The organism is Desulfallas sp. Bu1-1, from assembly GCF_015594625.1.
In the GTDB taxonomy this organism is placed as follows: domain Bacteria; phylum Bacillota; class Desulfotomaculia; order Desulfotomaculales; family Desulfallaceae; genus JADNRQ01.
The window spans coordinates 25423-51814 of sequence record NZ_JADNRQ010000009.1 but is presented as its reverse complement, the minus strand read 5'-3'; the positions used below and the strand labels follow the sequence as shown (position 1 = coordinate 51814).

The window sequence follows — 26392 nt, the reverse complement described above, 5'->3', positions numbered from 1 at the left end:
TATTAAATTGGGGGGGGAAAATTAATGGGAGAGCCCAAAAAGGTATTGATTTGCGATACCACTATGCGTGACGGCCACCAGTCTTTACTGGCCACCCGCATGCGTACCGAGCACATGTTGCCCATTGCCGAAAAAGTAGAACAGGTCGGATTTTATTCGATCGAAATCTGGGGTGGGGCTACATTCGACTCCTGCATGCGCTTTTTGAACGAAGACCCGTGGGAGAGATTGCGAGCCGTCAGGAAAGCTTTTAAAAACAGTAAACTACAGATGCTTTTACGCGGCCAGAATGTTGTGGGTTATAAACACTACGCCGACGATGTGCTGGAAGAATTTATCAAACGCGCCGTGGACAACGGGATGGATATTTTCCGGATTTTCGACGCTTTAAACGACACCAGGAACATGGAAAAGGCCATTCAATTCGTCAAGCTCGAGGGGGCCCACGCACAGGGTACAGTGGTTTATACCATCAGCCCCGTCCACGACTACGATTTTTACATGCGCATGGGAGCCGAATTGAAAGAAATGGGCGTGGACTCGCTGTGCCTGAAAGACATGGCGGGTATACTGGCTCCGATGCCCGCATATGACATTATCAAGGGTTGGAAAGAAAACCTGGGTATCATGGTCCAACTGCATTGTCACTATACCAGCGGCATGGCCTCAATGGCGTACCTGAAAGCGGTTGAAGCCGGCGTGGACGTTCTGGATTGCGCCATTTCTACCATGGGGTTACAAAGCTCGCAACCGGCAACTGAAAGTATCGTTGCCGCTCTCAAAGATACCCCGTATGATACCGGACTTGATTTAAGCCTGTTATCGGAAATAGCCGAGTACTTTAAAGAGGTCCGTAAAAACTACGCGGAATATGATAACGCCAGCTGCAGTCCTGATACCAATGTTTTGACTTACCAGATCCCGGGTGGTATGATTTCCAATTTCATCGCCCAGCTTAAGGAGCAAAACGCGCTGCACAAGTTGCCGGAGGTATTGGCGGAAGTACCCAGGGTGAGGGAAGATTTCGGTTATCCGCCCTTGGTTACGCCGTCCAGCCAGATCGTCGGTGCCCAGGCGGCATTGAACGTGGTACTGGGGCAAAGGTACATGATTGCAACCGACGAAGTGAAGAATTATATGCGCGGTTATTACGGGCGGCCTCCCGCACCGGTCAATGAGGAAGTAAGGAAGAAAATTATTGGTAATGAAAAACCAATTGACTGCCGCCCGGCGGACCTGATTGAGCCCGAACTTCCCAAAGCCAGGGAAGAATGTGCTCCTTATATGGAGAAAGAGGAAGACGTGGTTTCATGGGCACTGTTCCCTCAAGTTGCCCGTACGTTCTTTGAGGCCAGGAAAGCCCGGAAAGATAAGTAAATTATTTTTTATTAGATTCCATGGTTTATGTTTGAGGTTATCTTTTAACTGTTGGTTAAAAAAAGATTTAATAACATTGGTTAAAAAAAGGGTTAAAAAAAGATTTAATAACACAGGTTTATTAATTGACCTGTGTTTTTTCTTGCTTGGTAAAGCCAACTTTTCGTCAAGTTACTTCTCATGTTTAATTGGTTAAAATTCGACCTACAATTAGAATAGCACAGAATAGTACAGTTTTTATCATAAAATACTTCCGATAATAGATATTATGTAAACCGGGCAAGGGACGCTTATTCTGCTGGCACTCTCCGTTTTGGTTCGGGTTATGCTACGGGTAAGGTTCGGAAAACCGACCATTTACGGGCTGTTAGAGAGAGCCCGTAAAAAAGTGGCTAAAAAAGGTTTAAAAAAAAGCCGGCCCAACACTGGTTAAGTTTTGGCCGGCTTTTGTTGACATTACTTACCCTTTTTAACCGGGAAAATGCCCCCGTGGATCCGCTTGGCGTCAGAAACATTGAAGAATGCGTCCGGGCAGATTTGATTGATGATGTTCAGGGCTCTATTTAAATCTTTACGCTTAATCAATACAAATAAAATAGTTCTTTCGCCGTCTCTGCCGCAACCTTGAACGCTTGTTACTCCGAATCCCTCGTCCCGCATTTCGCTAATAAATTGATCCACCAGTTCACAAGGAGGGAAAATCTGGACAGATAAATAACCCATGGCCAGTCTTTCTTCAATTAAACTGCCGATGTAGTTGCCCGTGGCAAAGCCACCGGCGTATGCTACAATTTTTCCCGGATCATCAAGTCCACCCTTTAAAACCTCGTTCAGGGCAAGTATAAATACTGAAACTTCCACAAAACCTATGGACGCTGCCATAAAGCGCCGGTCCCTCATTAACATTAAAATGCGCATCACGTCCAGTGACATGTCGATAACCCTGGCGCAGAAAATAAATAAATAACTAAATATTACCGATAACCAGACTTCCAAAATCTCAACCCTCCAGATTAATTGCATATATAAACCAGCAAAACGGGAACACTGAAACGTTCCCGTTTGATTTTATGTAAACTTAATCATATACTACCTTACTACCAGCTATCTCTTACCTTTTGGGCGTGGTAACCATTCTTCCTGTTAATCACTTCATTATAACAGTTTATCAATTTATTTGTGCAGCTTTGCGCCGAAATTTTAACCGCATTGCGCAGTGCATTTTGGCTGAGTGAGTGACGAAGACTCTCATCGGTAAGCAAAAGATTTATTTTTTCTATAAACTGGTTCATATCCAGATCTGTCAAAAATCCGTCAATGCCGTCTTCCACCATCTCCGATATTCCAAATGCTTTAACGGCAACAATGGGTAAGCCCGCCGCCTTAGCTTCTCCAACCACCAGCCCTTGAGTTTCGGTAACCGAAGCGAATATAAAAATATGGGCACTATTGTACGCTTTTATTATTTCTTCCCTGGATAAAGTTCCGGTGAAAATTATTTTTTCCAGAACACCGATTTCCCTGGCCAGATTTTCCAGGGCATTCTTTTCCGGACCGTTGCCTACCAGCACCAGTCTGGATTCAGGAATTGATTCAGCTATAGATTTGAAGCTCCTAATGATAAAGGCAAAATTTTTTTCTTTGCCCAGCCTGCCCACACTGATTAATAGCTTGCATGAAGGATTGATTCCGAATTTTCGATGCACCCAATCCTTTTCGTTAGTTCTGAAATCCTGAATTTTTATCCCAGTCGGGATGGCCTTAATTGCGCTCCTGACCCCCCAGCTTTGCAGGTGTTTACCGATGATTTCCGTCGGCACAATCACCAAGTCGCAATGATTGCAGAAATCGGCACAATATTTTTTAGTGATTTCTTTGGTGATGTTTTGTCCAATAGGTATATAATGCACGTATTGATCATACAGGGTGTGAAAAGTAAATACCAGTGGAAGATTTAATTTTTTCGCGTAACGCGCTCCTAGCCTCCCTAATAAGAAAGGCGAATGTACATGAATTATATCTAAATTTAATTTCTTTATGGTTGAACGCAAACGAATGGAAAATGGGACGGCCAGGGTAAAATCATGGTTTGTCGGCGCCGGTATCGATGAAAATCTGAATACCCTGCTTTCTTTCTCTTTATTACAGTTCGGATAGTCAGGAGCGAATATATATACCTCATGGCCTTGAGCCTGAAGTTCTTCGGAAAAAGTTTCGATTGACCGGACAACCCCGCTGGTATACGGCCGGTAACTGTCGGTAAATATCCCAATTTTCAGGCCCAATGCTAATCACCTCCAGTGCGGGTATTCACTTATAAACAATATGATAACTCGAAAAAAAAGTCAAGGCATGGCGTTTTTAACCTGGATAAGCATTTTCCCTGTATACTACCCTATAATCCCCTGCTGTATTCGGGCCGTAACGGTATCGCATCTGGCCGGGTTATTGCCTGCTCCAGTATTGCGATCAAATCTTCTTTATCCTTGTTTAATACGCCGCGTAAAGGAAGATAATTGGACGCATGGTTGGTTCTAAAAATACAATGGGATAGGTTCAGATTTTCCAACATGCATTTTAATTCTTGTAGTATTCCCGTTGAACCGGGTATTTTAAATTCTCCTTGCTGTACCTTACGGTATAACGGGGTATTGGGGACTACCATCAACGTCAGTGCTCCAAGGTAAGTAGGGTCTATGGCGCTTAAAACCTTACCGGTATCCTCGGCGTGGCGGCGCCAATGATCCGTTCCCCCCAACCCGTTGATGATGGTCACGGAAACTTCGAACCCCGCTTGCAGGGCTTTTCTGCCCGCTTCGACCATTTCCCTCGCGTTGACACCTTTATGCACGGCTCGCAGTATCTCATCGTTGCCGCTTTCTACCCCAAGGTAAAGCAAACTGACACCGGAAAATTTTATTTCCTCCAGTTCGCTTAACGATTTATCTAGTATATCTTTGGGGCCGGCGTACATGCTGACGCGTTCCAGGTCAGAAAATTGCTTGTAAAGATAAAACACGGTTTTCAGGATCAGGGGTGTGGGTGCGGACAAGGCATCCCCATCTGCCAGAAAGACCCGCCTGATTCCCGCCATCTGTCGGGAACAATCATCTATGTCTTTTTTTATTTCCTCCCAGGTTTTAATGCGGAATTTTTTCCCCTTGTACATACCGCAAAAAGTACAGGCGTTGTGCCGGCAACCGATAGTAAGCTGAAGTATTAGGCTGAACGCTTCACTGGGCGGTCTGAAGACCGGTGGTTCCAGACGCATCAAATACCTCCTATGTGTTTTACTTGTTTTATTAATGCCTGGGAAATTTATGTACTTTTTGTATGGCTGCCGTTAGAGCCGCTATAACCTGCGCTTTACCGCCAATCTGGTCAAAAATGGCCTTTGTATAAATGTGTCCCTTTTCGGTTACTATATATTTAACAGGTAAATTATTCAGGGCCAGTGCCATAATATCATTGCGACAACGTTCGCAATCGCAGATATCCGGATTCTTTTTTTTGTAATTCTCCAGTACTTCATCAATCAGTTCTCTTACCGCCACTTCCGGGTAGTTGATAATCATAGGCAATCCTCCCCCAAGCTTTAATCACCCAAACAAATTCCCAACTGCCTGGCTACTCTGACAAGCTCACCGTCAACCGGTACCGTATGCATTTCGCCAAGAGCCGTCTCCAAGGGTACCGATTCGATGTTTTGCCCTTTTAGACATACCATTCTACCAAATTTGCCCTCTGCCACTAAATTGACGGCACCGGTACCGTACCGTGTCGCAAGGATCCGGTCAAAAGCGGTTGGAGAACCACCTCTTTGCAGGTGCCCCAGTACGGTAACTCTTGTTTCCTTGCCTGTGGCGGCTTCAACTTCCTGGGCTACCAAGTTACCGATGCCACCTAAACGGATCGGGTCAAAACTGTCCTCTACGCGTTTTTGCACCACCATTTCCCCGCCTAGAGGTTTTGCTCCTTCGGCTACGACAATAATACTGAATTTTTTTCTCTCCTGGCTGCGAGCGTTTATCTTCTCAATTACCACTTCAATGTTATAAGGAATTTCGGGAATTAATATAACATCCGCTCCCCCGGCCAATCCGGAGGCCAATGCGATCCAGCCGGCGTAGCGACCCATCACTTCCAGTACCATTACCCGGTGATGCGACTCGGCTGTGGTATGGAGCTTGTCAATGGCTTCGGTAGCTGTTGCTAGGGCGGTGTCAAATCCGAATGTTTGGTCTGTTGCGGAAAGATCGTTATCTATGGTTTTTGGCACCCCCACGACCTTTAAACCTTTTTCATAAAGCTCTTTTCCGATTGACAAGCTGCCGTCTCCCCCAATTACGATCAATGCCTCAATCCCATGGATGCTAATATTTTCAAAAATGCGATCCGAGACATCTACAAATACCTTTTTGTCGCCCTTTATGACGGGATAGTGAAAAGGATTATCCCTGTTTGTAGTGCCTAGAATCGTCCCTCCTCTGGGTAATATGCCTACTACGTCGGCTTCAGTCAGTTCCCTGGCCTGATTTTTAATTAATCCTCCAAAACCGTTTTCAAAACCCACAACCGTCATGCCGTATTCACGAATAGCTGTTTTAACTACGGCACGAATTACCGCGTTTAAACCCGGCGCATCGCCCCCGCCCGTTAGCACACCGATTCGTTTAACTACTGTCTTGGCCATGCATATCTCTCCTTTAGCAAAATTGTTTTTCAATGAATTGTATTATTTTTGTGTTAACTTGTTCCGGTTTTTCCAGCATCATCATGTGTCCGGCATCATCAATTTTTTCGAGTATTGAATTGCAAATATTTTGTGCTAAAAATTCGCTATATTTCAGCGGAGTCATCCTGTCTTCAGACGCCCCCAGGATCAGGGTGGGAGTCTTAATTAACTTTAACTGCTCCATTATATCAAAATTATCGCAGGCTAGGAAATCGTTATAATAAACGTTTGGGTCAGTATTTTCCATTTCCAATCTGGCTAAATTGATTAATTCGCTCGGAGCTCCTCTGCCGTAAGCAAAATCCATCAGCTGAGGGAATCGATTACCAGCTGCGAAAGTTTCGAGGATTACCGTTGCTACCCGCAGCCGGGCTCCGGTGCCGATCAGAATCAAACCGTTCAATTTATCGGCAAAACGGACGGCGTAATTCATGGCAATAGCTCCGCCCATGGAATGGCCAGCCAGGTAAAACCTGGTGCCAACGACATGTTCCGCAAATTCGTAGATAAAGTTACTGTATTCCTCTATTTTACTACTGGCGCTGCCCTCTGAATCACCGTGACCGGGCAGGTCGACTGCGATGGTAAAATACTTGTTGCCCAGTTCGGAGACCTGGCGCGTCCAATGCCTGTGGCTGCCGCCAGCGCCGTGGACAAAAATTATTACTTGCTCGCAGTGCTCGGGAATCTTAGCTTCATAATGGTACTTAACACCGTTGATTACAACGTTTGGCATAACAATGCACCTCCATTTTAAAAAAAACTACCGGGCACTATAACCGGTAGTTGGTATATGACCAAAGGCAGGAGTAAGATTCAAACGCAATGGCGGAATCATTTTGGCTACTTGATTAATGATGTGAATTGCAAGATTGGCTATTCTTTTTACTGCTGCCGTCTTCGTATTTTCTCCAGGCCATGGCAAATGCGTAACAAATAGCCAACATCGCAGTAGTGGTTACAACTCCGAATACTATTCCCTGCCACCAAGTTTCAAAAAACATTTATCACATCTCCTTTCCCGGATATCATTAACTGGTTAAAAAAGTTTATTCCGTTTGATTTGACAGAGCATCCAGTGTTTCTTTCAACTTGTTGATGGCTTCACCATAACCTGCCCAGTCTCCGTTTTTCAGCTTTTCCTGGGCCTGGTTATACAGATTGTTGGCGTCTGATATCAGATCTTTCAGCGTCTTCTGTGTTGTCTTGGATGTTTCGCCGGGGAGCGGCGCCGCATATTCGACATCCTCTCCAATACTGATGCCGGTACCGAATATCCTTTGTAAAGCCATTTCAAGGGTTGGCTCCATCACTACCTGATCGCCATGAGCCACGATTACGCGACGCAGTTCGGGCATTTTACTTTGTTCCGCCTGCAGATAAAGCGGCTCCACGTAGAGCAGCGCGTCCTCGACCGGTATGACCAGCAGGTTCCCACGGATTACGGATGAGCCGCGTTGATTCCACAGGGTCAATTGCTGCGAGATGGTGGTATCCTGGTCGATTCGCGCCTCGATTTGCATTGGGCCGTAAACAAGTTGCTGCTTGGGGAATTCATATACGATCAGTTTACCGTAATTGGGTTCGTCCGACCTGGCTGCCATCCAGGCGATCATATTTGTCTTGTTTTTTGGGGTAAAAGGTAAAATTAATACATATTCCGGCTTGTCACCATTTGGCAATTTGGTAATAGTATAATAGGGTTCCATGTCCACTTCTTCATTGTAGACTTTTTCCGTGGGCATGTTCCACTTGTCCTCTTGATTATATAATACTTCAGTATCCGTCATGTGGTAAACTGTATATTTTTGCGCCTGGATAGTAAATAGATCAACAGGGTACCGGATGTGTTTCTTAAGGTCTCCGGGCATTGTCGCCAGCGGTTTGAAAACCCCGGGGAAAATCTTGTCATATGTTTTGATGATGGGGTCCTCATTATCCGCAATATAAAAGTCCACCGTACCCGTATAAGCGTTAATCACTACTTTTACTGAATTGCGAATATAGTTATACCTACCGCTAAAGGGGTCGGAATAAGGGTACATATCCGAAACAGTGTAAGCATCCCACATCCAGTATAAGTTACCTTGTTCATCGAGAACTATATACGGATCACTGTCGTACCTTAAAAACGGCGCCAATTTGGGCACCCTGTCCCGGATGTTGCGATAATACAGTATTTGGCTTGAATTTTGGATATCGCCGGCCAGCAGCATTTTATAGTCGCCAAAGGCCAGGGCGAAGATGGCCCTATTAATAAAACCGCCGATTCTGACCCCGTGTTCCCCTTCGTAAGTGGTATAAGCGTTTTCGTTGCCGCCGACCGGGTAATCAAACTCCTTGGTTTTCGTATTCACAATAACGTAGTTGTTGGTCAGCTCGCCGAAATAAATTTCCGGCCGCGTCACTTCATGTTCAATATTACTATCAGGAGGAATGTTTTGGATGAAAAATTCAGGTAAACCTTCACTGGTCATCTCATTCACGGGGTTCATGGCAATGCCGTAACCATGGGAATACTTGAGCCGCTGGTTAATCCAAGTTTTAGCTTGATCCGGCAATTTGTCCTGGTCAAGTTCCCTGGCAGCCAGCATCACCTGGCGATACTCGTTGTTAATCATGTAACGGTCAATATCAATATTTTTTAAGTCGTAATAAGGCCTGATTTCCTGCAGTTGTTCGTAGGTTTGTTCCAGGGGGCGCCAGTCCCACAGCCGGATATTTTTCACGGTCTCAATGTTTTTTTCAATATCTGCAGGATCCAGTTTTTGACCTGCGGGAAATTTATTTGTTTCCACCTTGTCCAAATTATATGCCAACCGGGTATATTTGATGGAGTTGGCAATATACGGAGTCTCCCTGTTTAGCTCATTTGGCTTGACCACCAGGTTTTGAATAATCGTCGGGTAAATGCCTCCAAGGACGATCGACGCCAGGAATAAAGCGCCGATACTGTAGAGAATCAACCTGAATCTGCGCATGAACAGGTTGATTAAAATTATAACGGCAATTAAAAGTGAAATAAAGAATAAAGCTTTATATGCAAGTAACCTGGCGTGGATATCCGTATAGCCGGGTCCGAAAACAACCCCGTTTTCAGAATACAGAAGCATGTACTGCTCAAGGCTGTAACCCCAGGCGCGTACCACAAAAAACAGGGCGGCCAGAAATGAAAGGTGCAAACGGGCCGGGAGTAAATTAAAAAGCTTGTTGAACCCGTCTTTACCTGATTCAACCAGGAAATAAACCAAGGCCACAGCAAAAGCGGCCAGAATGATAAACCATGTTAACAACTGGTAAATAAACTGGTAGAAAGGTAACTTAAATACGTATTCACCGATATCCTTGTTAAAAATGGGATCGGTATAACCAAACCCCGTACTATGCAAATATCTCTGTAAAATAACCCAGTCGCCGGTTACCGCGGTGCTCACAAAAACGGCCAGTACTACGCTGGCAATAAAATAGATTACGGTTAGAAAACGCGGGGACAGGTATTTGCTCAGCGGGGATTGATAGATACTGATTACGCCATCCTTCTCCATGTACTGGTGGGAACTGACGGTGTGCAGTACCGATTTACGGGTCAGTATTAAATTGACAAATATAAATAAAAAGGCGGCCAGTCCTACCAGTAACCGCAAGCCCAGTTCGGACAGCAAAATAGTTTTAAATATGTTACTGTAACCCAGCGTTTTAAACCAAAGCCAGTCTACATAAAGATTTGCGCTCCACCTGGCCAGCAACACAAATAAAAATAAAAAAGTAATAATTACTGTAGACATCCGCTTAAGCCCTTTGTGCAAATATATACCTCCTTAATACTGTGACCCGGCCGGGGGCGGAGAAACGTTACATCGGTTTGGGATTCTTTTGGGCGTCATCCGCCTCATGTCTTATTTTAGCCTCGCACATCTGACAAAAAGAAGGTGATTTTTTCGGCACATCTTCATCGTCCAGATACGGGTTTTTATTATCTTCGGCAATCTGGTCGGGATCAAATAACCTACCGCACATAATACATTTTTTTTGAGCCATTTTTCGCCCACCTCCGAGATGTTTGAGAAACATACGTATATTGATATTTCTCCGTGGCCAGTGCAATTCCTGCTTAATTTAATAACCAGTTTATTGGGGGGAATTAAAAACGTCCTTCAATTCCTGGGCGATTAATTCCGGGAGAATAACGGTCCAGGGATCGTCATGTAATACCTGCATGTGGGTGATATCGCTGCCTACCAGCGGGAATATAGTAAACCTGCCCACTATTCGTACGTGAACCGTGAATCCCCTGTCCTCCCGGCGTGCAAAATACAGGGCGGCGTTAAAGGAAGGTAAATTATTGCGGTCGTAATAATGTATTATTTTCTGCAAGCCACCAGCCAGGTCCACCAAATCTTGATCGGTTATATCGTCAATTGTTTGCTTTCCGGGAAGAATGCCGATGACCTCACCGACGTGCCGGGGCGCAAATGCGCTGATCCAGTGAACATCACCCGTTTTACCGATATATCTTTCTCCCCTGTCAATCTCCGCGTAGATCAAATCCGTCCAATAATTTTGGTTGCATCTCATAAAGTATTCGGTTGATGCATTGATTAATTGCCTGTTGAAAGTGGTTGGCTCGGGGCCCGTTAATACCTGCAAATGCGGGTGGATGATTGAGCCTCCGGCGTACGGCATGTAGTTCCAGTTAATGGATGGATAACTACCTTCAGCGGGGTCTGCGGCGGTAACCCTTTGTAAATAAGTTAGACCGGCCCGGAAACTGTCCACCATTGTTTGCACATTGATTTCATCCATGGGGATGTAGTGCCTTGGAGACATTATTACCACCGAGGCATGTTTTTCATAAGGATTCAGGTTGGGAATGGCCATGGCGTCCCCTACCTTGATCCGCCCATCGGGGGCGATGGCTTCAATGAATTTGGGGGTTACTTTTTCCACCACTTCGGGGCAAAATGGGCAAAATTTTTGTTTGGATTCTTCGACAAAGGGTGTCCAGTCGTGTCGGTGTAGGACCAGCTTGCGAAAGGGGAAAATACGTGAAACGCGTTCCGTTAACGGGTCTCTACGAATTTCGATGGTTACGGTCTGGGATTCAAAGTTGTTTCTGGGATCCAAAAATACGGACTCTTTTGTGATTTTTATAAAATTAACAAACATTAAATGAATAACCTCCTTTACTGACTGTCCATATTTTTAAGGGTTTAATGTTATTGTTCATAACAAACAAAAATGTAGCCAAGCGGTGCAAGTTATTTATTTTTGCATGGCCAGGTCAATCAGTTTCTTGATCAATTCTTCAAAGGATATGCCCGCCGCCCGCGCGGAATCGGGGAAAAGGCTTGTTTCAGTCATTCCCGGAATGGTATTTACTTCTAGAACGTATGTGTTTCCTGAATTATCCACAATAAAATCAATCCGGGCCAATCCCCGGCAACCAATGGCCTTATATACCTTGTGAGCTAAACTTTTGATTTCGTTCTGAATGTTTTCCTCAATTCGGGGCGGAATAATATGCTCACTGAGACCAACGGTGTACTTGGCCTTATAATCATAAACTCCCGTAGCGGAGACAATTTCAATCAATGGCAGCACTTCCGGTTCCTCGTTGCCCAGTACAGGCACGGTTATTTCTATGCCTTCAATCATTTTTTCAACCAGGGCTTCCGGATCATATTTGAACGCTTCCTCCAGGGCCGGTTTTATTTCTCCGGGATTACGCACAAATGATATACCGATGGTTGATCCCTGGGTGGCGGCTTTAATCACCACGGGTAGCCCCATCTGTAAAATCCTTTGCTCAACAGTTTCCGCCCGGGCGCTGAATTCCCTGCGTGTAACGGTCAAAAATTCGGGCGTGGGTATCCCCTCGTAAACCAGAATTTTCTTGGTGGTGATTTTATTCATCGCAATTGCGCTGGCCAGTACTCCCGAACCGACATACGGAATTTCCAGAATTTCCAAAAGCCCTTGAATGGTACCGTCTTCGCCATATTTCCCGTGTAGTGCAATAAAAGCCAGCTCAACTCCGTTGGCTTTTATATTTTCCACGATATTACGATCAACATCAATTTTGACGGCATCATAGCCATTATTTAACAGCGCTTGATATATGGCCTCCCCCGTCCGCAGTGATACTTCCCTTTCCGCCGAACGTCCGCCCAACAAGACACCAATTTTGGGGCTCATTTAGCCACCTCCGGGTTTTTTGATTGATAATATATATTCGGTTGCAAGTCCAAAAATCCTTTATTACCGCATATTCCCCTTGACTGAATGAAAATATTAATTTATAATAACATTTGCTATGATGAATATATTCTAGGGGAGTAGCTCAATTGGTAGAGCAACGGTCTCCAAAACCGTGGGCTGCGGGTTCGAGTCCTGTCTCCCCTGCCAGAAAAGCTGGTATTCGTAAAGGTTTACGGGTACCGGCTTTTTGCATTTGGCAAACGGGCGACAAATTGGTAATTCAACTTGTAAATTGGGAATACAACAAAAGACTTAGTATTTAAAGGGCCGGGGTTATTTTTAACCCGGCCCTTTAAAAAAGTTGTAAATTATTTTTCCGCTTCGGCTTCGGCCTTGGCTTTCTTGATAATTTCCTCGGCGAGTTTCGCGGGCACTTCTTCGTAACTATAAAACTCCATCTTGAACTGCCCGCGGCCCTGGGTCATAGATTTCAGGTCATTGGCGTACTTGAACATTTCTGATGCGGGCACATGTGCCTTGATTACGGTGCCGTCCTCGGTCTGGTCGGTGCCCAGCACGCGGCCCCGCTTGGTGTTGAAGTCGCTGATGATATCACCCATGAACTCGTCCGGTACGGTTACTTCCACGTAATTAATGGGCTCCAGTAGAACGGGCTTGGCGTTGGGAATTCCCTTTTTAAAGGCCAGGGACGCGGCGATTTTGAACGCCATTTCAGATGAGTCCACGCTATGGTATGAACCGTCATACAGCGTGGCTTTCAGTCCCACCGTGGGGTAACCGGCTAAAACGCCCTCCAGCATGGACTCCCGCAAACCCTTTTCCACCGCCGGGAAATAGTTGCGTGGTACGGCACCGCCGAATACTTCTTCATGAAACTCGAAGTCCCCTTCAGGCAACGGTTCGAAACGAATCCATACGTGGCCGTACTGGCCGCGGCCGCCGGATTGTTTCTTGTGCTTGCCTTCCGCTTCGACTTTGCTCCTAATTGTTTCCCGGTATGGAACTTTGGGTTCTTCAACTGTGACATCGACGCCATAACGGCGTTTCAAGTTGTTGATCGCAATGCTGACATGGGCTTCGCCGATACCGGTAAGCAATGTCTGCTTTGTTACCGTATTCTTCTCCACTTTTAATGATGGATCCTCTTCAAGCAGTTTGTTGACGGCATCCCCCAGCTTGTCTTCGTCATTCTTGCTCTTGGGCGCAATTGCCACGGTGTAGTTCGGTACCGGGAAGTCGATGCCTTCCAACTGCTCTTTGTTATCCTTGTCACATAGCGTATCGCCGGACGCGGTATCCGTAAGCTTCACCACTACAGCCATATCGCCGCAAGGAACCTGCGGGGTTTGCTCCGAGTGCTTGCCTCTTACATATAGCACTTGACCAATTTTTTCCATTTTTTCCTTATTGGGATTGTAGACCTGCGAATCTGCCTTCAAAGTGCCGCGGAAAACCCGGATAAAGTTCATCCGGCCGACATACGGGTCCGCAAGGGTTTTAAACACCAGGGCAGCCAGCGGTCCGTCTTCGCATTTAGGTGCGGGCATGTACTGGGTTAAAAACTCGGTCAGGTTGACCACGGCCATGTTTTTAATGGCTGAACCGCATAGTACAGGTACCACCCGGTTGTTGGCGATGCTCAGACGCAACCCGGAAATGACCTCCTCCGGGGTTAACTCTTCCCCTTCCAGGTACTTCATGGTCAGGTCGTCATCACCTTCGGCGGCCGCTTCAATGACTTTTTCGCGATATTCCTCCAACTGGCCTTTTAAATCATCCGGCACCGCAACTTCCTTGGGTTTACCATCATTGCCGAATTCATATGCTTTTTGGCTGATAACATCAACAATCCCCTTGAAATCAAGGCCTTCACCTATGGGGAAATTTATGGGTGCAAAATTGGCGTTAAACTTTTCGTTTAGTTCGTTCATCAGCTTGGCAAAACTTGCATTTTCCCGGTCCATCTTGTTAATGAACACTATCCTGGGGAGACCGGCCTTTTGCGCAAACTTCCAGATAATTTCATGCTGGACCTGAACGCCGTCCACCGCGGAAAGAACGAACATACCGGTATCAACCACTCGCAAAGTACCTTTGACTTCACCGATAAAATCGGAGAAGCCCGGGGTATCCAACAGGTTCAATTTTACATTGTTCAATTCAACTGGAACCAGACTTGTGTGAACTGTCGATTGGCGCTGGGCTTCCTCCGGGTGATAGTCCGCAACGGTTGTTCCATCTTCCACGCGACCAATCCGATTTATTACACCGGTGTTATAAAGCATTACTTCCACCAGTGATGTTTTGCCTACTCCGCCGTGGCCGAAAATGCCAATGTTTCGTATCTGTTCAGTATTATAATTTTTCAAGTCACTTGCCTCCTTTTGTAAATAATGGTTTCCCTCCAACCCTTTTTCTATACTTTAACTGTAGCCAAAATGCCTAAATATGGGTTTAAACACAAAAATAACCCCCTCTGGGCTCCTTTGGCCTCAGCAATACGGGTTTCCGGCTAACTCTATCTACTTCTACAACAGAACAAAAAATCCTTGTCCTTTTGATTAAATTTAAAATTTTTTATTTGAATTTCCAGTTTTTCATAGGTTTGAGCATTTAAACATAAACATATTCTAGTTTTAAATAAGGGTGGTAATATATGGCCGGTTACTCTTTTTTGCAAGGAGCAGTGGTGCTGTTGGCCGCGGGTTTAATCAACCGGTTGCTTGGTTTTTTTTATCAAATTGCTATGATCCGTTTAATCGGCCCCGAGGGTGTCGGTCTTTTTAATATGGTTTTCCCTATTTATATAATGGTGCTTGTACTGGCTACCGCTGGAATTCCGCTGGCCATCGCCAAGCTGGTGGCCGAGGAAGCAGCTAGAAACAATATGCGGGGTGCATATAGGATTTTTAAGTTGTCTCTGGTAATGTTGGTTTTTACCAGTATGTTTTTTACCCTGTTGTTGATTCTAGGCGCGCCCTTTTTAAAGGGTTATGTTTTTCCCAACCCCAAGGTTTATTATTGTTTTTTATGTTTGATCCCCGGTATTACGATAGTTTCCCTTTGTTCTGCTTTTCGCGGTTTTTTTCAGGGATTACAGCAAATGACTCCAACCGCCGTTACCCAGACCATCGAGCAGTTGGTCAGGGTGGCGGCAGGTTTAACCATAGCGTATTTTTTGTTGCCCTTCGGAATTGAGTACGCCGCAGTGGGGCTGTCGCTGGGCGTTGTGACCGGCGAACTTACGGGTTTTATCCTAATGCTTCGTATATATAGGACCCGCAGGCCTGTTTTAGGAACTCAAACGCCGGCGGTTATTCGGTTAAGAGATATTTTGACCAGGATATTTAATTTGGTTGTGCCTGTTACATTAACCAGGTTTGTAGCGACTGCTCTCATGTCGCTTCAAGCCATCCTGATTCCCAAAAGGTTAACTGTTGCGGGTATGTCTCTGGCTCAGGCAACCAGTGCTTACGGGCAGTTTATTGGTATTGCCGAGGCTTTGCTGTTTATACCGGGCGTGGTAACCATGGCATTGGCAACGGCACTGGTTCCGGCCATGTCGGATGCGATGGCGTTGAATAACCCGCATCTGATCAGAAATCGCATTCTGGATGCTCTGCGTTTGACGGTGCAGGTGGGATTGCCGGCGGCATTTGTTTTTCTTTTACTGGCGGAAGAGCTTTGCGGTGTATTGTTTGGATATCAGCAGGCGGGAGTTAGTTTACGGATCATGGCCCTGGCCGGTCCCTTTCTGTATCTGCAGCAGGCGACAACCGGCATATTGCAGGGTATCGGCAGGGCCGACATTCCCTTTAAAAACCTGGTACTGTCGTCCCTGTTTTGTTTGGGCGGCATTTATTATTTAACGGCCATGCCCCAGCTGGGCATTAAAGGTAGCGCCCTGGCGGTTGGTGCCGGGTATGTCATCATGGCGGTGTTAAACATGTTCACTTTATTTCAACTTACCGGTTTTCAATTTGATTTCAGGGAAAATATTTTTAAACCTCTAGTTTCCGCTATTGGTATGTCTTTAGCAATTACATACCTGAAAAATACAATGCCGGAGTACGGAGCCGGCGTCGGCGCGACATTGTTTGTATGCCTGTTGATTGGTGGGATAATATACATTTTATTGATGCTTCTCACCGGGGGATTTAACGAAGAAGATAAAAAGAAATTCAAAGCGATTTTCTGGTTTTAAATTATTATCTTTCCAACCGTTGCCGGGTTGGTCTATTCTCCCAAATAAGCTTTTTTTACTTCCGGGTTATTGGCCATTTCCTCGGCTGTACCCCGGAGGACAATTTCCCCGGTTTCCAAGACGTAAGCCCGATAGCAACCGACAGGGCCATATGGGCGTTTTGCTCCACCAGTATAATCGTTGCGCCGGCCTGTTTAATTTCCTTGATAATGGAGAAAATTTCCCAGACCAGCTTGGGGGCCGGGGTCATAGACGGCTTATCCAGTAAAATCAGTTTTGGTTTAGACATTAAAACCCGGTCGATGGCCAGCATCTGCTGTTCACCACCGCTCAACGTCCCTGCCAGCTGGTCTTTTCTTCCCTTGAGCCGTTTAAAACGGTTGAACACGTTGGCGATTGATTCCCTGATCTTGGCTTTGTTTTTCCTAATATACGCGCCGTATACGAGCCCATCTCCAGGTAAAAGAAATGATCCTGTTGACATTGATACCCATCAGGCTGGCCGTTATCAATAGTCTCCATGGAATAAAACTATTCTGCGGTTACAGGGATAAGCAATTATTTAAACTCGGTAATCATCCGGCTAAGCTTCCGAATGGCATCAAAATCGGTCAGGTCAAAATGCAATGGCGTCATAGAAATGTAATTGTTTTTGACGGCCTCAAAATCAACATCCACATCGACCGGGAATTTGTCGGGGGGCGTATCCTCCGGTTCTCCCGCCATCCAGTAATAAACACGACCGCGCGGGTCGATTCGCTTGTGAAATATGTTGACGTAACGCCGGTTTCCCAATCGGGTCACCTTAACTCCTTTGGGCTTGCCAGGAGGGACATTGATGTTTATTAGTACACATCCCGTTTCCCGGCTGATTTTCAACAATAGTGGAATGACGCGCGTTAAAAACGCCGCTGCATATTGAAAATTTTCATGTTCGTAAGTCGCCAGGGATATGGCTACCGAGGTTATACCATTGATAATCCCTTCGATGGCGGCGGATACGGTACCGGAATACAGCACATCGGTGCCTAAATTGGCGCCAAAATTAATCCCGGACACAACAATATCCGGGGCTTGCGGCATTAACGCCTCGATCGCTAGTTTAACGCAGTCGGCAGGCGTGCCGTTGACGGACCAACCCCATGTCCCGTCTGAAAAGTTAACTTGCTTTGGCCTAAGGGGTTTATGAACAGTAATACCGTGTCCCGTACCGCTTCTTTCACGTTCGGGTGCTACAATGAAAACTTCACCCAGGGGATCGAGCGCGTGTTTGGCTTCCTTTAATCCGGGGGCGAGAATGCCGTCGTCATTGCTGAGCAGTATCCGCATTTCATTCCTCCAGGGGAAATCAAAATTCGTAAATTGATATGGTCATAGTGTTTTCTTTATCATTTTTCGTAAGACCGAACATGATTTTTTTATCTTTTAAATTTTTATTAAGAAAATCCACTACTTTATACATATCTTCATAAGCGGGGAATGATTTATGAGCAATCAGTTCAAGTTTACCTTGCGGAAAATTATCATGATTCAACTAGAATTCCCTCCCGATCATTTTCCTATTAATGAAAATGCTTCTGCCCTTGTAGCCTCGCTACGCTGGAATTGCCCGCGTACCGCCGAAGTAATCGTTTTCGAACCGGGTTTTCGAACACCTCGCAAGGTCATGCACATGTGCTCCGCTTCAATGACAACAAGCACGCCGTGAGGATTAAGTTTTTTCATTATTGTATCCGCTATCTGCGTAGTTAACCTTTCCTGTAATTGAGGTCTCTTGGCAAATCCCTCCACCACTCTGGCCAACTTGGATAGGCCCGTGACGTTACCTTTGCGGGGGATATAAGCAACATGGGCCTTCCCGTAAAAGGGCAACAGGTGGTGTTCACACATGGAATAAATTGGGATGTCTTTTACCAGAACCATTTCCTCGTGTTCCTCAGAAAACATCTTTTGCAAGTGCATTTCAGGATCATCCCAGAGGCCGCAAAATATTTCTTGATACATCCTGGCAACCCGGGCCGGTGTTTCCCTCAGACCCTCCCTGTCGGGGTCCTCTCCAATGGCTTCAAGAATCATGCGTACGGCAACTTCAATTTTGTCCAGGTCTACCATGGTTTCTTCTCTCCCTTCATAAATGTTGTGAGCAATTTCATCATCATGTGTGTCCGGCGTCTGAGGGATGATCCGGATTTTATTATAACTATTAACTCGTAATTTAAAATACTTCTTCTTTTTTCGCGCTCGTCCTGCTTTTGTAAATAAAAAAATGGGCACATTTGCGCCCGTTGGTTAACCGGTCAAGCCCATCGCTTTTCGATAACTTTCTGCCGCCTCTTCAATTCGGCCTAATTCATTAAGCAATTCCGCCCGCATCCCCCAAATTTCAAATTCCGAATCATCATGCGGCATACTGTCGCAAGCAGCAAGCGCTTCGTGGTAACTTTTTAATTTGATCAAGCAGATAATTTTATTAAACAGGATTTTCTTTTTGACCTTAATGTTTTTTGCCATAAATAAAGCTTTATCATAATGGTTGATTGCTTCCCTGGTTTTACCCATCGTTTCCAGACACATAGCCAGGTTATTTTCCAGCGTTGCATCCCCGGGATTGTTTTTTACGGCGGCGTTAAAGCAGTTTTCGGCCCGGTCCAGTTGGTTATTTTTTAAATAGCATGCCGCCAGGTTGTTTAAAATTATGTAATCGTTAGGGGCTAAGCCTCTTGCTAATTCATAACACGTCAGGGCCTCTTCAAACCGGCCCATGCTAAATAAACTGTACCCTTTGTTGTTTAATAATCCCGGGTTGTTTAAACCCATGCTTTGTGCCCTTTCATAGTATTCCAGCGCTTCCTCGTGTCTGTTCAACTTGCTGAAGGAAAGACCAATATTAAACAACAAAGACGGATCTTCCTTCCCTTTCTGCAGGTCCTTTAAAAATACCTGCAGGGCTTCGCTAACGTATCCCCTCTCCAGCAAACTCAGGCCCATGTCGTTTAACGGCTGCTGTTTAACCGGCCATTTGCGGATAGTCCCAGAAAGTTTGTCCGGGCCATTCAATTCCTCGTTGATTTGGTTTGATCTTCCGGACAACAAGAAATGTTTTTGAGAATTGTCCAGCCAGTATAGAAAACTGCCGATATTTTCAGATCCGACTGCTTTTTTCCAATGTATTACGGCACTATCCACCTGTCCCTTTTTCAGGTATAAACGGCTGGCGTGCAAATGCAATGTGCGGTTTTGTGGGAATTTATCCATAGCTTTTTTAATCAGGTTCAGGGCATGGTTTTCCGAACCCAGCGTCTCGATAGCCAAAGCCAGGACAAATAGTGCCACGGCGCTACCTCTTATCACTGAAGCTTTGCTAATTATCTTTTCCACCAAACCACTCTCCTTTTAAAGCAGGTTTGGTTTAAATATATTCGACCTGAAATATTCCATATCCTGCCAATGAATCCATTTAAATATAAATATATTAAACATTGGGCATTAAAAACAAAAAAAAGAAACCGTGACTAAATGTTTCAGTATTTTTTTACCTTAAAAATGAGATTATTAAACAAGAATAATATATAATTTTTCTCTAAAAACGGAGGAGAAAAAAGATGAAAAAAAAACAAACCAGGCCATCCAGGGCGCGCGGAGACGCCTTCGTAGGAGAGCCTACGGGCTCTGCGCCGTTAATTAATCTTGACGGGCGGTGGGAACATGATTTTACCAACCATGTTGAAGAAAAAACCGGTAAATAAGCCGGTTTTTTTATTAATGTTGGTATACTTTGGCGAAATGGACATAGTAATTATTTTAAAAACATGGAGGTGGGATCATGACGCCCCTGAGAGAGGAAAAATCAGGTTATTTCTCTTTTAAACTTAACGCGGTATTTAAAGGCGTAATTGCGGCTCTGATAATTACCATTTTAGGTTGCACAATATCGGGCATTTTTTACCATGTCACGTCGCTGACGGAAAAAACACTGCCTGTAACTGCTACCTCGTTATTTTATTTAAGTATCTTTCTCGGTAGCGTTTTTGCCGCCCGGGAAGCGGGTTGTAAGGGACTTTTGCATGGTATAGCTGTGGCTTTATTATTTATTGTACTGGGCTTGTTGATAGCAAAAGCCTTTCTTCACATGGGTGTAACATCCATAATGCTGTTACAAAAAGGATTTTTCTCTCTAATGGCCGGGGCCGTTGGTGGTGTTTTGGGGGTCGGGTTATCTAAATAACTATTTACGAATAAACGGCGGAAGCGGCTTTTTCTTACTTGATGAAAAATGAGCAGACAAGCAAGATTATTCCTATGCCTAACATAATCAACCCGCAGAAAAAACGATTAAGGGTCTTTCCAGGCATTAATCACATGCCTCCGGTTTAAAGTATATGTTTATTTATTATATGCAGTTTAAAAGCAATTGCAATTTGTAATGCACTATACCACAAATCGTTTTTTACAAAGAGCGTATCGCAAATAAAAAAGCAGGCTACAGCAGCCTGCTCTCCCGTTTATTTCCATACTTTTAACAACCAGTTGCGCAAAAATGAAGGAAGACGAACGAAGTATACCCGCAAAACTTTCACTCTCCTTCGTTGTTTTTTATTATATATATTATTGAATCGATGGCACGGATGTGCCTTTTAAATCCAACTTGTAAGTTTTTTCTTGATCAATTCCACATCCCCGTGGAGATAGGATTTTACCGGCAACGAATTTAAAAAAATCCTTCCATATTGCTTTTTAGTAATGCGCCTGTCAAGGACTATTACCGCCCCCCGGTCCTTTTCGCCCCTAATCAACCTCCCGAAACCTTGTTTAAACCGGATGACCGCATTAGGCAAGCTTAATTCATAAAAACCGTTTAAGCCCGAGGTAATAATTTTTTCATTTCTAGCTTCGAACACCGGGTCATTCGGTGGAGCAAAAGGCAGTTTAACGATAATCACCTGTACCAGGGTATCACCGGGGATATCCACCCCTTCCCAGAAACTGGAGGAGCCGAATAACACGCAGCGCTCACCCCGGGAGAACTCTTCCACTAGCTTTGAGCGTCCCCCGTCTAAATTATGGCCCAGCAGGCAAATATCTACTTCGTCAAACAACGGTTTAACTTTGTAATAAACATCTCGCAATAGTTTATGCGATGTAAACAGTACCAGTGTCCTTCCACCTGCGTCCAGTACCAGTTTAAATATCGTATCCACCAGCGCGTTTATATAATGTTCTCCGCTGGTTTCGCCGAATAAAGGAATATCGTCCGGTATGCACAAAAGGCACTGGTCTTCATAATTAAAGGGTGATTCCACGATTAGAGTTTCTGTCACGCCGGCGGGCAACCGGTCAAGACCGCATTGTTTAATGTAATATTCAAAGTTGTTATCCACGGTCATCGTGGCGGATGTCAGGATAATCGCTCGGGTTGTATCGAATAACCGTTTACATAATAATTCGCTGACGTCAATGGGGGTGGCGTTCAAAACACAGTTCTCCCCCGGGACGGTGTCGTACTCAAATATTTCAATCCAACACACATAGTTTTCCGGGGGGTTTTCCATTATAAACGTAAGGTCCGCGAGAAAAGCGGAGCCGGTTTCAATAATAGCCCCAAGATCATGTGTCGTTTTGTCCCAGGACATGTCAACAGCGGACCATGTGTCAACCCACTTGGCGATATTCTTTAAGCAGGCATTAAAATCACGCAGGTAATAGAGCATGTTTTGGTAATCGGCTTCTATTGATTTGATGATCTCTTTTTCACGATGTAAACGAATTTTACTTGTATTGTAGCCTGGCGTTTTCTTCTGGTGTTTAATACAGGAATCGATTAAGCATCTAAAAAAAGTTTTGACATGCTCTGTTAATTTATGTCTTGATTGTTCACCTTGCTTAAGGGCGGCGGGCCAGCCCGGATCGCGTTGCGGCGGGCGGAGTTCGCTTAATCTTCTGATGGTTTTACCCGCTATGGAAAGCCATTGCATAATATGTTTGCCGGAGACCTTTATTCCCAGGTGCCGGGTGGCTGTTTCCACGATATGATGAGCTTCGTCGATTACCAGTGCACCATGGGGCGGAAGTAATTTATAATCCGATGCAATATTAGAAAAAAGCAGCGAATGATTAATAATTACCAGTTCCGAATTCTCCGCCTTCCATCTGGCCCGTGAGACAAAACAATAACGGTTGAACCAACCGCAGCCGCTTCCCAGGCATGATTCACTGTCGGAACACATTTGCAACCAGGTTTCGTTATCCTGGCCGAAAAGAGCCAACTCGGCCCTGTCACCGGTATCGGTTTTTTGCAACCAGACCAGGGTCCGGGCCATGAGCATGGCTTCCTCCGGCGCCAGGTTGCCGGCCTGGGAAAGGAGATGGAAAAAACGACGCAGACAAATATAGTTTTGCCGGCCTTTGAGCAGCGCGGCCCGGAATGGAAAATCCAGGGCTTTTTGCAATAACGGGATATCTTTTTGCCAGATTTGTTCCTGCAAATTAATCGTATTGGTTGCAATAAGAGTCCGTTGGTGATTTTTACAAGACCATAGCAGAGCGGGTAATAAGTATGCCAGTGATTTACCTGTTCCCGTGCCTGCTTCAGCCAATAGAATCTTTTGCTTATGTAAAGATTGATTAACCGCCCGGGCCATTGCAACCTGTTCCCGGCGGAACTGGTAATTGGGCCATACCCGGGAAAGTGGGCTATCTGGTCCCAGTAGAAAATCCACCGTTAAATCATTATGATTGGATTTTGGGGAGGCGGTCCCTGCTTGCCGGTGATGATCTTTTGCGGGTTCCCTGATTGGAACCTTGCCGGAAATCTTATCCGCGGCAAAGTGCTGCATCTTTTTCTTAATTAAGTCTTCCAATATTTTGGCCCAGGGGGACTTACCCGCCTTTAGTAAGGATGATAGATGAAATAGAACCTCCAATCTCAAAAGGGACACCTCGCTTAATAAGGTAAATAACAATTCCGCGGTGGCCAAAGCGTCATCCAGCGCCCGGTGTTGAGGCCGGTGGTTCAACCGCAAGCTGTTGGACAGGCTGCCGAGACTGTGCCCGGGCAGCTCAGGCGTTATAATGCGCGCAAGCTCCAGGGTATCTAAAAAATCCGTGAATGGTAAACGACAATCAAGGGAAGCCTCCAGAAAAGAACGGTCAAAGCCAATATTGTGACCGACCAGCGGAACTTTAAGCATGAAGCCGGACAAATGAGGGAATACCTGTTGCAGGGTTGGACTGCTAAAAAGTTCCGCTTCGTTGATTCCGGTTAACCTTTTTATCCTGAGGGGGATCTTGCATTCGGGGTTGATTAAAGAATAAAATTTGTCCACAATAATGCCGTTCACAACTTTAATCAGAGCGATTTCCATAATTTTATCTTTGCCGGGGATAAACCCCGTGGTTTCCAGGTCACAGACGATAAAGTCTCGCAAAATCTCACTTCCCGCTTTAACTTTTCCGGCTGGTTTTTCATTGCTTTTTAGCCTGTCCTGTATTATTGTTCCTGCAAGTTTTGCTTTTCAGCAGTCACAAACTGCAGTTTACTATTTAAAATTGTTTATGAACCGTTTATTTATTTTGGGCCATGTTTCAAAGGACGGTCAAAAATTCCCGCACTGAATGAAACCGGGATAATCGTTACTAAAGAAATGTTTGAAAAGATGGTAAAAAAACAAAGATCGACAGGTGTGGAGTTTTACACGGCGAATATTGACAGGGCCAGGCGGATATTATCGCGAGTAATTAAAGTCAGATTTAACTGCAAAAACACCACAGTGGCAGGCGATCCGGCGGATTTCTGGAGTGAGTGGAGCACTGGATGCGGTCCCTAGCCCGTCATATCCCAAAAGACATGACCCCTTAGGGCGTGAAGAAGTAGTTAGGCAGTAAGTTGCAAGCGTTAACTACAAGTTTTACCGGTCTCAAGAGTAAAATTGTGAAACGAACGATTGATACCGCCGGAGCGCCTGATACAAGTACCGGTTTTTGCAGCGAAATCTAGTCAGTATTATTAAATCCCCATGTGTTTTTTAACAAGTATTCTTTTAACGTGCTGTTTTTTCCTTCACCTAACTGTTGGGAGGATGGAAAATGGATGAAAGATTAATTAACATTCGCCGGGCGGTGGAACACCTGGAATCCGCCCTGGGCGTGCCGTGGCTAAAAGAAAACTTAAAATCAATAAAGAAAGCGCACGGTGGAAAGGTGAGTTTCGGTTGCGGTATTGGTACTGGTGGGGTCGGGGTTGCTCCTGTGGCCTATCTTTGGTACCGGGCACAAGAGGAATTGGCGTTTGCCGAAATGAGCGGGAGGGATTATCCGGGACCTCATTCTTTGTTCGCCGCCGTTATCGGAGCGGATCTCGCAATATTACGGGATTGTCCGGGCCTGGCGGAAAAAATCACGGAGCTTAAGCTGGCTGATCAGCCAACGCGGGCCATATGTGAACTGGGTCTTGCCTCGGGTTACTTAAGACGCGGGTTTGGAGTTATATTCGCTGGTAATGGTTTTAAACTTCGGGACAAAAATATTCTGGTCAGTTGTTTGAACCTGGATCCGAAATCGTTGGAGAATGAAGAACAAAAGCCACCGGCCGTTCATCTGGAAACTGCCGGTGGCCAAAATCAGTCCAGGCGCGTAATTTATCTGCATGTTGAAGATAAAAACAACGCTGTAGAACACGGGCTTGATCTGCGTGTATTAGTGCCCGGTATTCATCGAATGGTAAACGCGTATGACATTTCCGTTGTGGTCTACCGGACTGGTTTGCGTAACCAAAACAACAGGCCCACTTTTGTTCGCACGGGCCGGGTCCTGCGATCAACAAAATCTTTACCCTTCAAGGATATATATATTCCCGATGAAGTAATTAGTCCCGGTAACTAATGGCTGTCTTCGCATTCACATTTATGTTCCGTAATCACCGGTCTAACCAATAAAGCGGCCTTTTCCCCCCAATTGCCCGGCCCCGGGTAGAGCAAGCGCAGGGCCAGGGCGAGACCGTAAGCCTGGCCGTGTAAAAAAGCGGCGTAGACTTCCGGCAAGTCGCCGGCCCTCGCTTTTTTAAGTTTATTCACCGCCTGCGAAAGATGGTTTAATACCTCTTCGGCGGCTTTTACGGCTGGCACGCCGTTAAAATTGCCGGTGTTATAATTCATAGCTTTCTCCGGGTTCCAATATAATTACGCGGGCCGGGGTCTCTTTCTCCACGTTCTCTTTGAATTCACGGGGGTTCTGGGCAATAACAGGCCATGTATTGTAATGCATGGGTATGACCACGTTGGGCTTAATTAATTTTACCGCTTCCAGCGCATCTTCCATGCCCATGGTAAAATTATCCCCGATTGGTAGCATGGCCAGGTCAACGGGGTTGCGTTTGCCGATTAACTCCATATCGCCGAACAGCCCCGTGTCCCCGGAATGATAGATTGTTTTTCCATCCAGGGTAAATATAAAGCCGCACGGGTTCCCCAGGTACTGGATTGAGCCGTCTCCGGCCGGTAACCCACTGCCGTGTAATGCCGGGGTCAGCTTAACCATAACCGGACCGAAACGATTGCTTCCGCCAATATGCATTGGATGAGTCTGTACTCCATATTTACTGCAGTAAGTGGCGATTTCAAACACCGAAACGATCGTGGCTCCTGTTTTCTTGGCCAGACTGATCGCGTCACCCAGGTGGTCTCCATGCCCGTGCGAAACAAAGATCAGGTCGGCGGTTAATTCATCGGGTGTTACTGTTGCTACGGGATTGCCGGTTAAAAACGGATCAATCAGAATATTCATTTCACCCGCCAGCAAAAAACCGGCATGGCCCAGGAAGGTAATTTTCATAAAATCATCCCCTAAAAAACAGCTATTAACTA

General features: G+C 45.4%; 24 protein-coding genes, 1 tRNA gene and 1 pseudogene. 6 read left to right on the top strand and 20 right to left on the bottom strand.

Going from position 1 to position 26392, the window contains the following annotated elements:
* Window positions 1-24: 24 nt before the first annotated feature.
* A complete protein-coding gene (locus IT084_RS10170; protein ID WP_195712755.1) occupies window positions 25-1377 on the top strand; it encodes a pyruvate/oxaloacetate carboxyltransferase in 1353 nt (450 codons plus the stop codon).
* 456 nt (window positions 1378-1833) lie between these two features.
* On the opposite strand, the gene IT084_RS10165 is transcribed toward IT084_RS10170, so the two are convergent.
* The 11 genes from IT084_RS10165 to IT084_RS10115 form a co-directional block, all read right to left on the bottom strand.
* Window positions 1834-2373, bottom strand: a complete 540-nt coding sequence (locus tag IT084_RS10165) for a DUF2179 domain-containing protein (protein ID WP_195712754.1) — start codon at window positions 2371-2373, stop codon at window positions 1834-1836.
* Window positions 2374-2474: 101 nt separating this feature from the next.
* Window positions 2475-3662: a glycosyltransferase family 4 protein gene (locus IT084_RS10160; RefSeq protein WP_313885460.1), complete on the bottom strand. Its 1188-nt coding sequence runs from the start codon at window positions 3660-3662 to the stop codon at window positions 2475-2477.
* A gap of 110 nt (window positions 3663-3772) precedes the next feature.
* The gene (locus IT084_RS10155; RefSeq protein WP_195712753.1) at window positions 3773-4648 is read right to left on the bottom strand and encodes a radical SAM protein; all 876 of its coding nucleotides are present in this window, start codon (window positions 4646-4648) and stop codon (window positions 3773-3775) included.
* Window positions 4649-4679: 31 nt separating this feature from the next.
* Window positions 4680-4952, bottom strand: coding sequence for a late competence development ComFB family protein (locus IT084_RS10150; RefSeq protein WP_195712752.1), 273 nt, complete (start codon window positions 4950-4952; stop codon window positions 4680-4682).
* 20 nt (window positions 4953-4972) lie between these two features.
* Entirely contained in the window at window positions 4973-6070 is a 1098-nt protein-coding gene (locus IT084_RS10145; RefSeq protein WP_195712751.1) for a 6-phosphofructokinase, read from the bottom strand.
* Between the two features lie 13 nt (window positions 6071-6083).
* Window positions 6084-6848, bottom strand: coding sequence for an alpha/beta fold hydrolase (locus tag IT084_RS10140; RefSeq protein WP_195712750.1), 765 nt, complete (start codon window positions 6846-6848; stop codon window positions 6084-6086).
* A gap of 115 nt (window positions 6849-6963) precedes the next feature.
* The gene (locus IT084_RS10135; RefSeq protein WP_195712749.1) at window positions 6964-7116 is read right to left on the bottom strand and encodes a hypothetical protein; all 153 of its coding nucleotides are present in this window, start codon (window positions 7114-7116) and stop codon (window positions 6964-6966) included.
* A gap of 45 nt (window positions 7117-7161) precedes the next feature.
* Window positions 7162-9897: a UPF0182 family protein gene (locus IT084_RS10130; RefSeq protein ID WP_195712809.1), complete on the bottom strand. Its 2736-nt coding sequence runs from the start codon at window positions 9895-9897 to the stop codon at window positions 7162-7164.
* A gap of 67 nt (window positions 9898-9964) precedes the next feature.
* Window positions 9965-10150, bottom strand: a complete 186-nt coding sequence (locus IT084_RS10125) for a hypothetical protein (RefSeq protein WP_195712748.1) — start codon at window positions 10148-10150, stop codon at window positions 9965-9967.
* A 90-nt stretch (window positions 10151-10240) separates the two neighbouring features.
* A complete protein-coding gene (locus IT084_RS10120) occupies window positions 10241-11278 on the bottom strand; it encodes a hypothetical protein (RefSeq protein WP_195712747.1) in 1038 nt (345 codons plus the stop codon).
* 96 nt (window positions 11279-11374) lie between these two features.
* Window positions 11375-12307 carry a D-alanine--D-alanine ligase gene (locus tag IT084_RS10115; RefSeq protein ID WP_195712746.1) on the bottom strand — a complete coding sequence of 311 codons (933 nt, stop codon included), beginning with the start codon at window positions 12305-12307 and terminating at the stop codon, window positions 11375-11377.
* A gap of 134 nt (window positions 12308-12441) precedes the next feature.
* Between IT084_RS10115 and IT084_RS10110 the strand changes: the two genes are divergently transcribed.
* Window positions 12442-12517, top strand: a tRNA-Trp gene (locus tag IT084_RS10110).
* 161 nt (window positions 12518-12678) lie between these two features.
* On the opposite strand, the gene fusA is transcribed toward IT084_RS10110, so the two are convergent.
* Window positions 12679-14700 (bottom strand): elongation factor G, encoded by a 2022-nt coding sequence (fusA, locus tag IT084_RS10105; protein WP_195712745.1) that lies wholly within the window; start codon window positions 14698-14700, stop codon window positions 12679-12681.
* 287 nt (window positions 14701-14987) lie between these two features.
* Between fusA and spoVB the strand changes: the two genes are divergently transcribed.
* Window positions 14988-16535: a stage V sporulation protein B gene (gene spoVB, locus IT084_RS10100; RefSeq protein ID WP_195712744.1), complete on the top strand. Its 1548-nt coding sequence runs from the start codon at window positions 14988-14990 to the stop codon at window positions 16533-16535.
* A 32-nt stretch (window positions 16536-16567) separates the two neighbouring features.
* Here the strand turns inward: spoVB and IT084_RS10095 are convergent.
* The 5 genes and pseudogenes from IT084_RS10095 to IT084_RS18845 all read right to left on the bottom strand — a co-directional run.
* Window positions 16568-16989, bottom strand: a pseudogene (locus tag IT084_RS10095) (ABC transporter ATP-binding protein); the annotation flags it as partial.
* A gap of 104 nt (window positions 16990-17093) precedes the next feature.
* Window positions 17094-17864: a 5'/3'-nucleotidase SurE gene (gene surE / locus IT084_RS10090; protein ID WP_195712743.1), complete on the bottom strand. Its 771-nt coding sequence runs from the start codon at window positions 17862-17864 to the stop codon at window positions 17094-17096.
* A gap of 19 nt (window positions 17865-17883) precedes the next feature.
* On the bottom strand, window positions 17884-18069 hold the full coding sequence (locus IT084_RS10085; RefSeq protein ID WP_195712742.1) for a YpmA family protein: 186 nt from the start codon (window positions 18067-18069) through the stop codon (window positions 17884-17886).
* A gap of 17 nt (window positions 18070-18086) precedes the next feature.
* Window positions 18087-18647 (bottom strand): GTP cyclohydrolase I FolE, encoded by a 561-nt coding sequence (gene folE, locus IT084_RS10080; RefSeq protein WP_195712741.1) that lies wholly within the window; start codon window positions 18645-18647, stop codon window positions 18087-18089.
* A 177-nt stretch (window positions 18648-18824) separates the two neighbouring features.
* Window positions 18825-19913 (bottom strand): tetratricopeptide repeat protein, encoded by a 1089-nt coding sequence (locus IT084_RS18845; protein ID WP_195712740.1) that lies wholly within the window; start codon window positions 19911-19913, stop codon window positions 18825-18827.
* A gap of 224 nt (window positions 19914-20137) precedes the next feature.
* Between IT084_RS18845 and IT084_RS10070 the strand changes: the two genes are divergently transcribed.
* Complete coding sequence (locus IT084_RS10070) at window positions 20138-20281, top strand: hypothetical protein (protein ID WP_195712739.1); 144 nt, start codon at window positions 20138-20140, stop codon at window positions 20279-20281.
* A 77-nt stretch (window positions 20282-20358) separates the two neighbouring features.
* Window positions 20359-20760, top strand: a complete 402-nt coding sequence (locus tag IT084_RS10065; RefSeq protein ID WP_195712738.1) for a TIGR04086 family membrane protein — start codon at window positions 20359-20361, stop codon at window positions 20758-20760.
* A 409-nt stretch (window positions 20761-21169) separates the two neighbouring features.
* Here the strand turns inward: IT084_RS10065 and IT084_RS10060 are convergent, their stop codons facing one another.
* Window positions 21170-23959, bottom strand: a complete 2790-nt coding sequence (locus IT084_RS10060) for a helicase C-terminal domain-containing protein (protein WP_195712737.1) — start codon at window positions 23957-23959, stop codon at window positions 21170-21172.
* A gap of 658 nt (window positions 23960-24617) precedes the next feature.
* Here IT084_RS10060 and IT084_RS10055 point away from each other — a divergent pair.
* Window positions 24618-25412, top strand: coding sequence for a hypothetical protein (locus IT084_RS10055; RefSeq protein WP_195712736.1), 795 nt, complete (start codon window positions 24618-24620; stop codon window positions 25410-25412).
* On the opposite strand, the gene IT084_RS10050 is transcribed toward IT084_RS10055, so the two are convergent.
* On the bottom strand, window positions 25409-25684 hold the full coding sequence (locus tag IT084_RS10050; RefSeq protein ID WP_195712735.1) for a hypothetical protein: 276 nt from the start codon (window positions 25682-25684) through the stop codon (window positions 25409-25411). The two genes, IT084_RS10055 and IT084_RS10050, sit on opposite strands and share 4 nt — an antisense overlap.
* Window positions 25674-26360, bottom strand: a complete 687-nt coding sequence (locus IT084_RS10045) for a metal-dependent hydrolase (RefSeq protein WP_195712734.1) — start codon at window positions 26358-26360, stop codon at window positions 25674-25676. The genes IT084_RS10050 and IT084_RS10045 overlap by 11 nt, the downstream gene beginning before the upstream one ends.
* Window positions 26361-26392 lie beyond the last annotated feature (32 nt).

What these genes read in the sequence shown, in the direction of transcription:
- spoVB (WP_195712744.1), top strand. Translation starts at nt 14,988, where the DNA reads ATGGCCGGTTACTCTTTTTTGCAAGGAGCAGTGGTGCTGTTGGCCGCG.
- IT084_RS10170 (WP_195712755.1), top strand. Translation starts at nt 25, where the DNA reads ATGGGAGAGCCCAAAAAGGTATTGATTTGCGATACCACTATGCGTGAC.
- IT084_RS10050 (WP_195712735.1), bottom strand. Translation starts at nt 25,684, where the DNA reads ATGAATTATAACACCGGCAATTTTAACGGCGTGCCAGCCGTAAAAGCC.
- IT084_RS10055 (WP_195712736.1), top strand. Translation starts at nt 24,618, where the DNA reads ATGGATGAAAGATTAATTAACATTCGCCGGGCGGTGGAACACCTGGAA.
- IT084_RS10130 (WP_195712809.1), bottom strand. Translation starts at nt 9,897, where the DNA reads ATGTCTACAGTAATTATTACTTTTTTATTTTTATTTGTGTTGCTGGCC.
- IT084_RS10070 (WP_195712739.1), top strand. Translation starts at nt 20,138, where the DNA reads ATGAAAAAAAAACAAACCAGGCCATCCAGGGCGCGCGGAGACGCCTTC.
- surE (WP_195712743.1), bottom strand. Translation starts at nt 17,864, where the DNA reads ATGCGGATACTGCTCAGCAATGACGACGGCATTCTCGCCCCCGGATTA.
- IT084_RS10125 (WP_195712748.1), bottom strand. Translation starts at nt 10,150, where the DNA reads ATGGCTCAAAAAAAATGTATTATGTGCGGTAGGTTATTTGATCCCGAC.
- IT084_RS10150 (WP_195712752.1), bottom strand. Translation starts at nt 4,952, where the DNA reads ATGATTATCAACTACCCGGAAGTGGCGGTAAGAGAACTGATTGATGAA.
- IT084_RS10140 (WP_195712750.1), bottom strand. Translation starts at nt 6,848, where the DNA reads ATGCCAAACGTTGTAATCAACGGTGTTAAGTACCATTATGAAGCTAAG.
- IT084_RS10115 (WP_195712746.1), bottom strand. Translation starts at nt 12,307, where the DNA reads ATGAGCCCCAAAATTGGTGTCTTGTTGGGCGGACGTTCGGCGGAAAGG.
- folE (WP_195712741.1), bottom strand. Translation starts at nt 18,647, where the DNA reads ATGGTAGACCTGGACAAAATTGAAGTTGCCGTACGCATGATTCTTGAA.
- IT084_RS10145 (WP_195712751.1), bottom strand. Translation starts at nt 6,070, where the DNA reads ATGGCCAAGACAGTAGTTAAACGAATCGGTGTGCTAACGGGCGGGGGC.
- IT084_RS10135 (WP_195712749.1), bottom strand. Translation starts at nt 7,116, where the DNA reads ATGTTTTTTGAAACTTGGTGGCAGGGAATAGTATTCGGAGTTGTAACC.
- IT084_RS10120 (WP_195712747.1), bottom strand. Translation starts at nt 11,278, where the DNA reads ATGTTTGTTAATTTTATAAAAATCACAAAAGAGTCCGTATTTTTGGAT.
- IT084_RS10065 (WP_195712738.1), top strand. Translation starts at nt 20,359, where the DNA reads ATGACGCCCCTGAGAGAGGAAAAATCAGGTTATTTCTCTTTTAAACTT.
- IT084_RS10045 (WP_195712734.1), bottom strand. Translation starts at nt 26,360, where the DNA reads ATGAAAATTACCTTCCTGGGCCATGCCGGTTTTTTGCTGGCGGGTGAA.
- IT084_RS10155 (WP_195712753.1), bottom strand. Translation starts at nt 4,648, where the DNA reads ATGCGTCTGGAACCACCGGTCTTCAGACCGCCCAGTGAAGCGTTCAGC.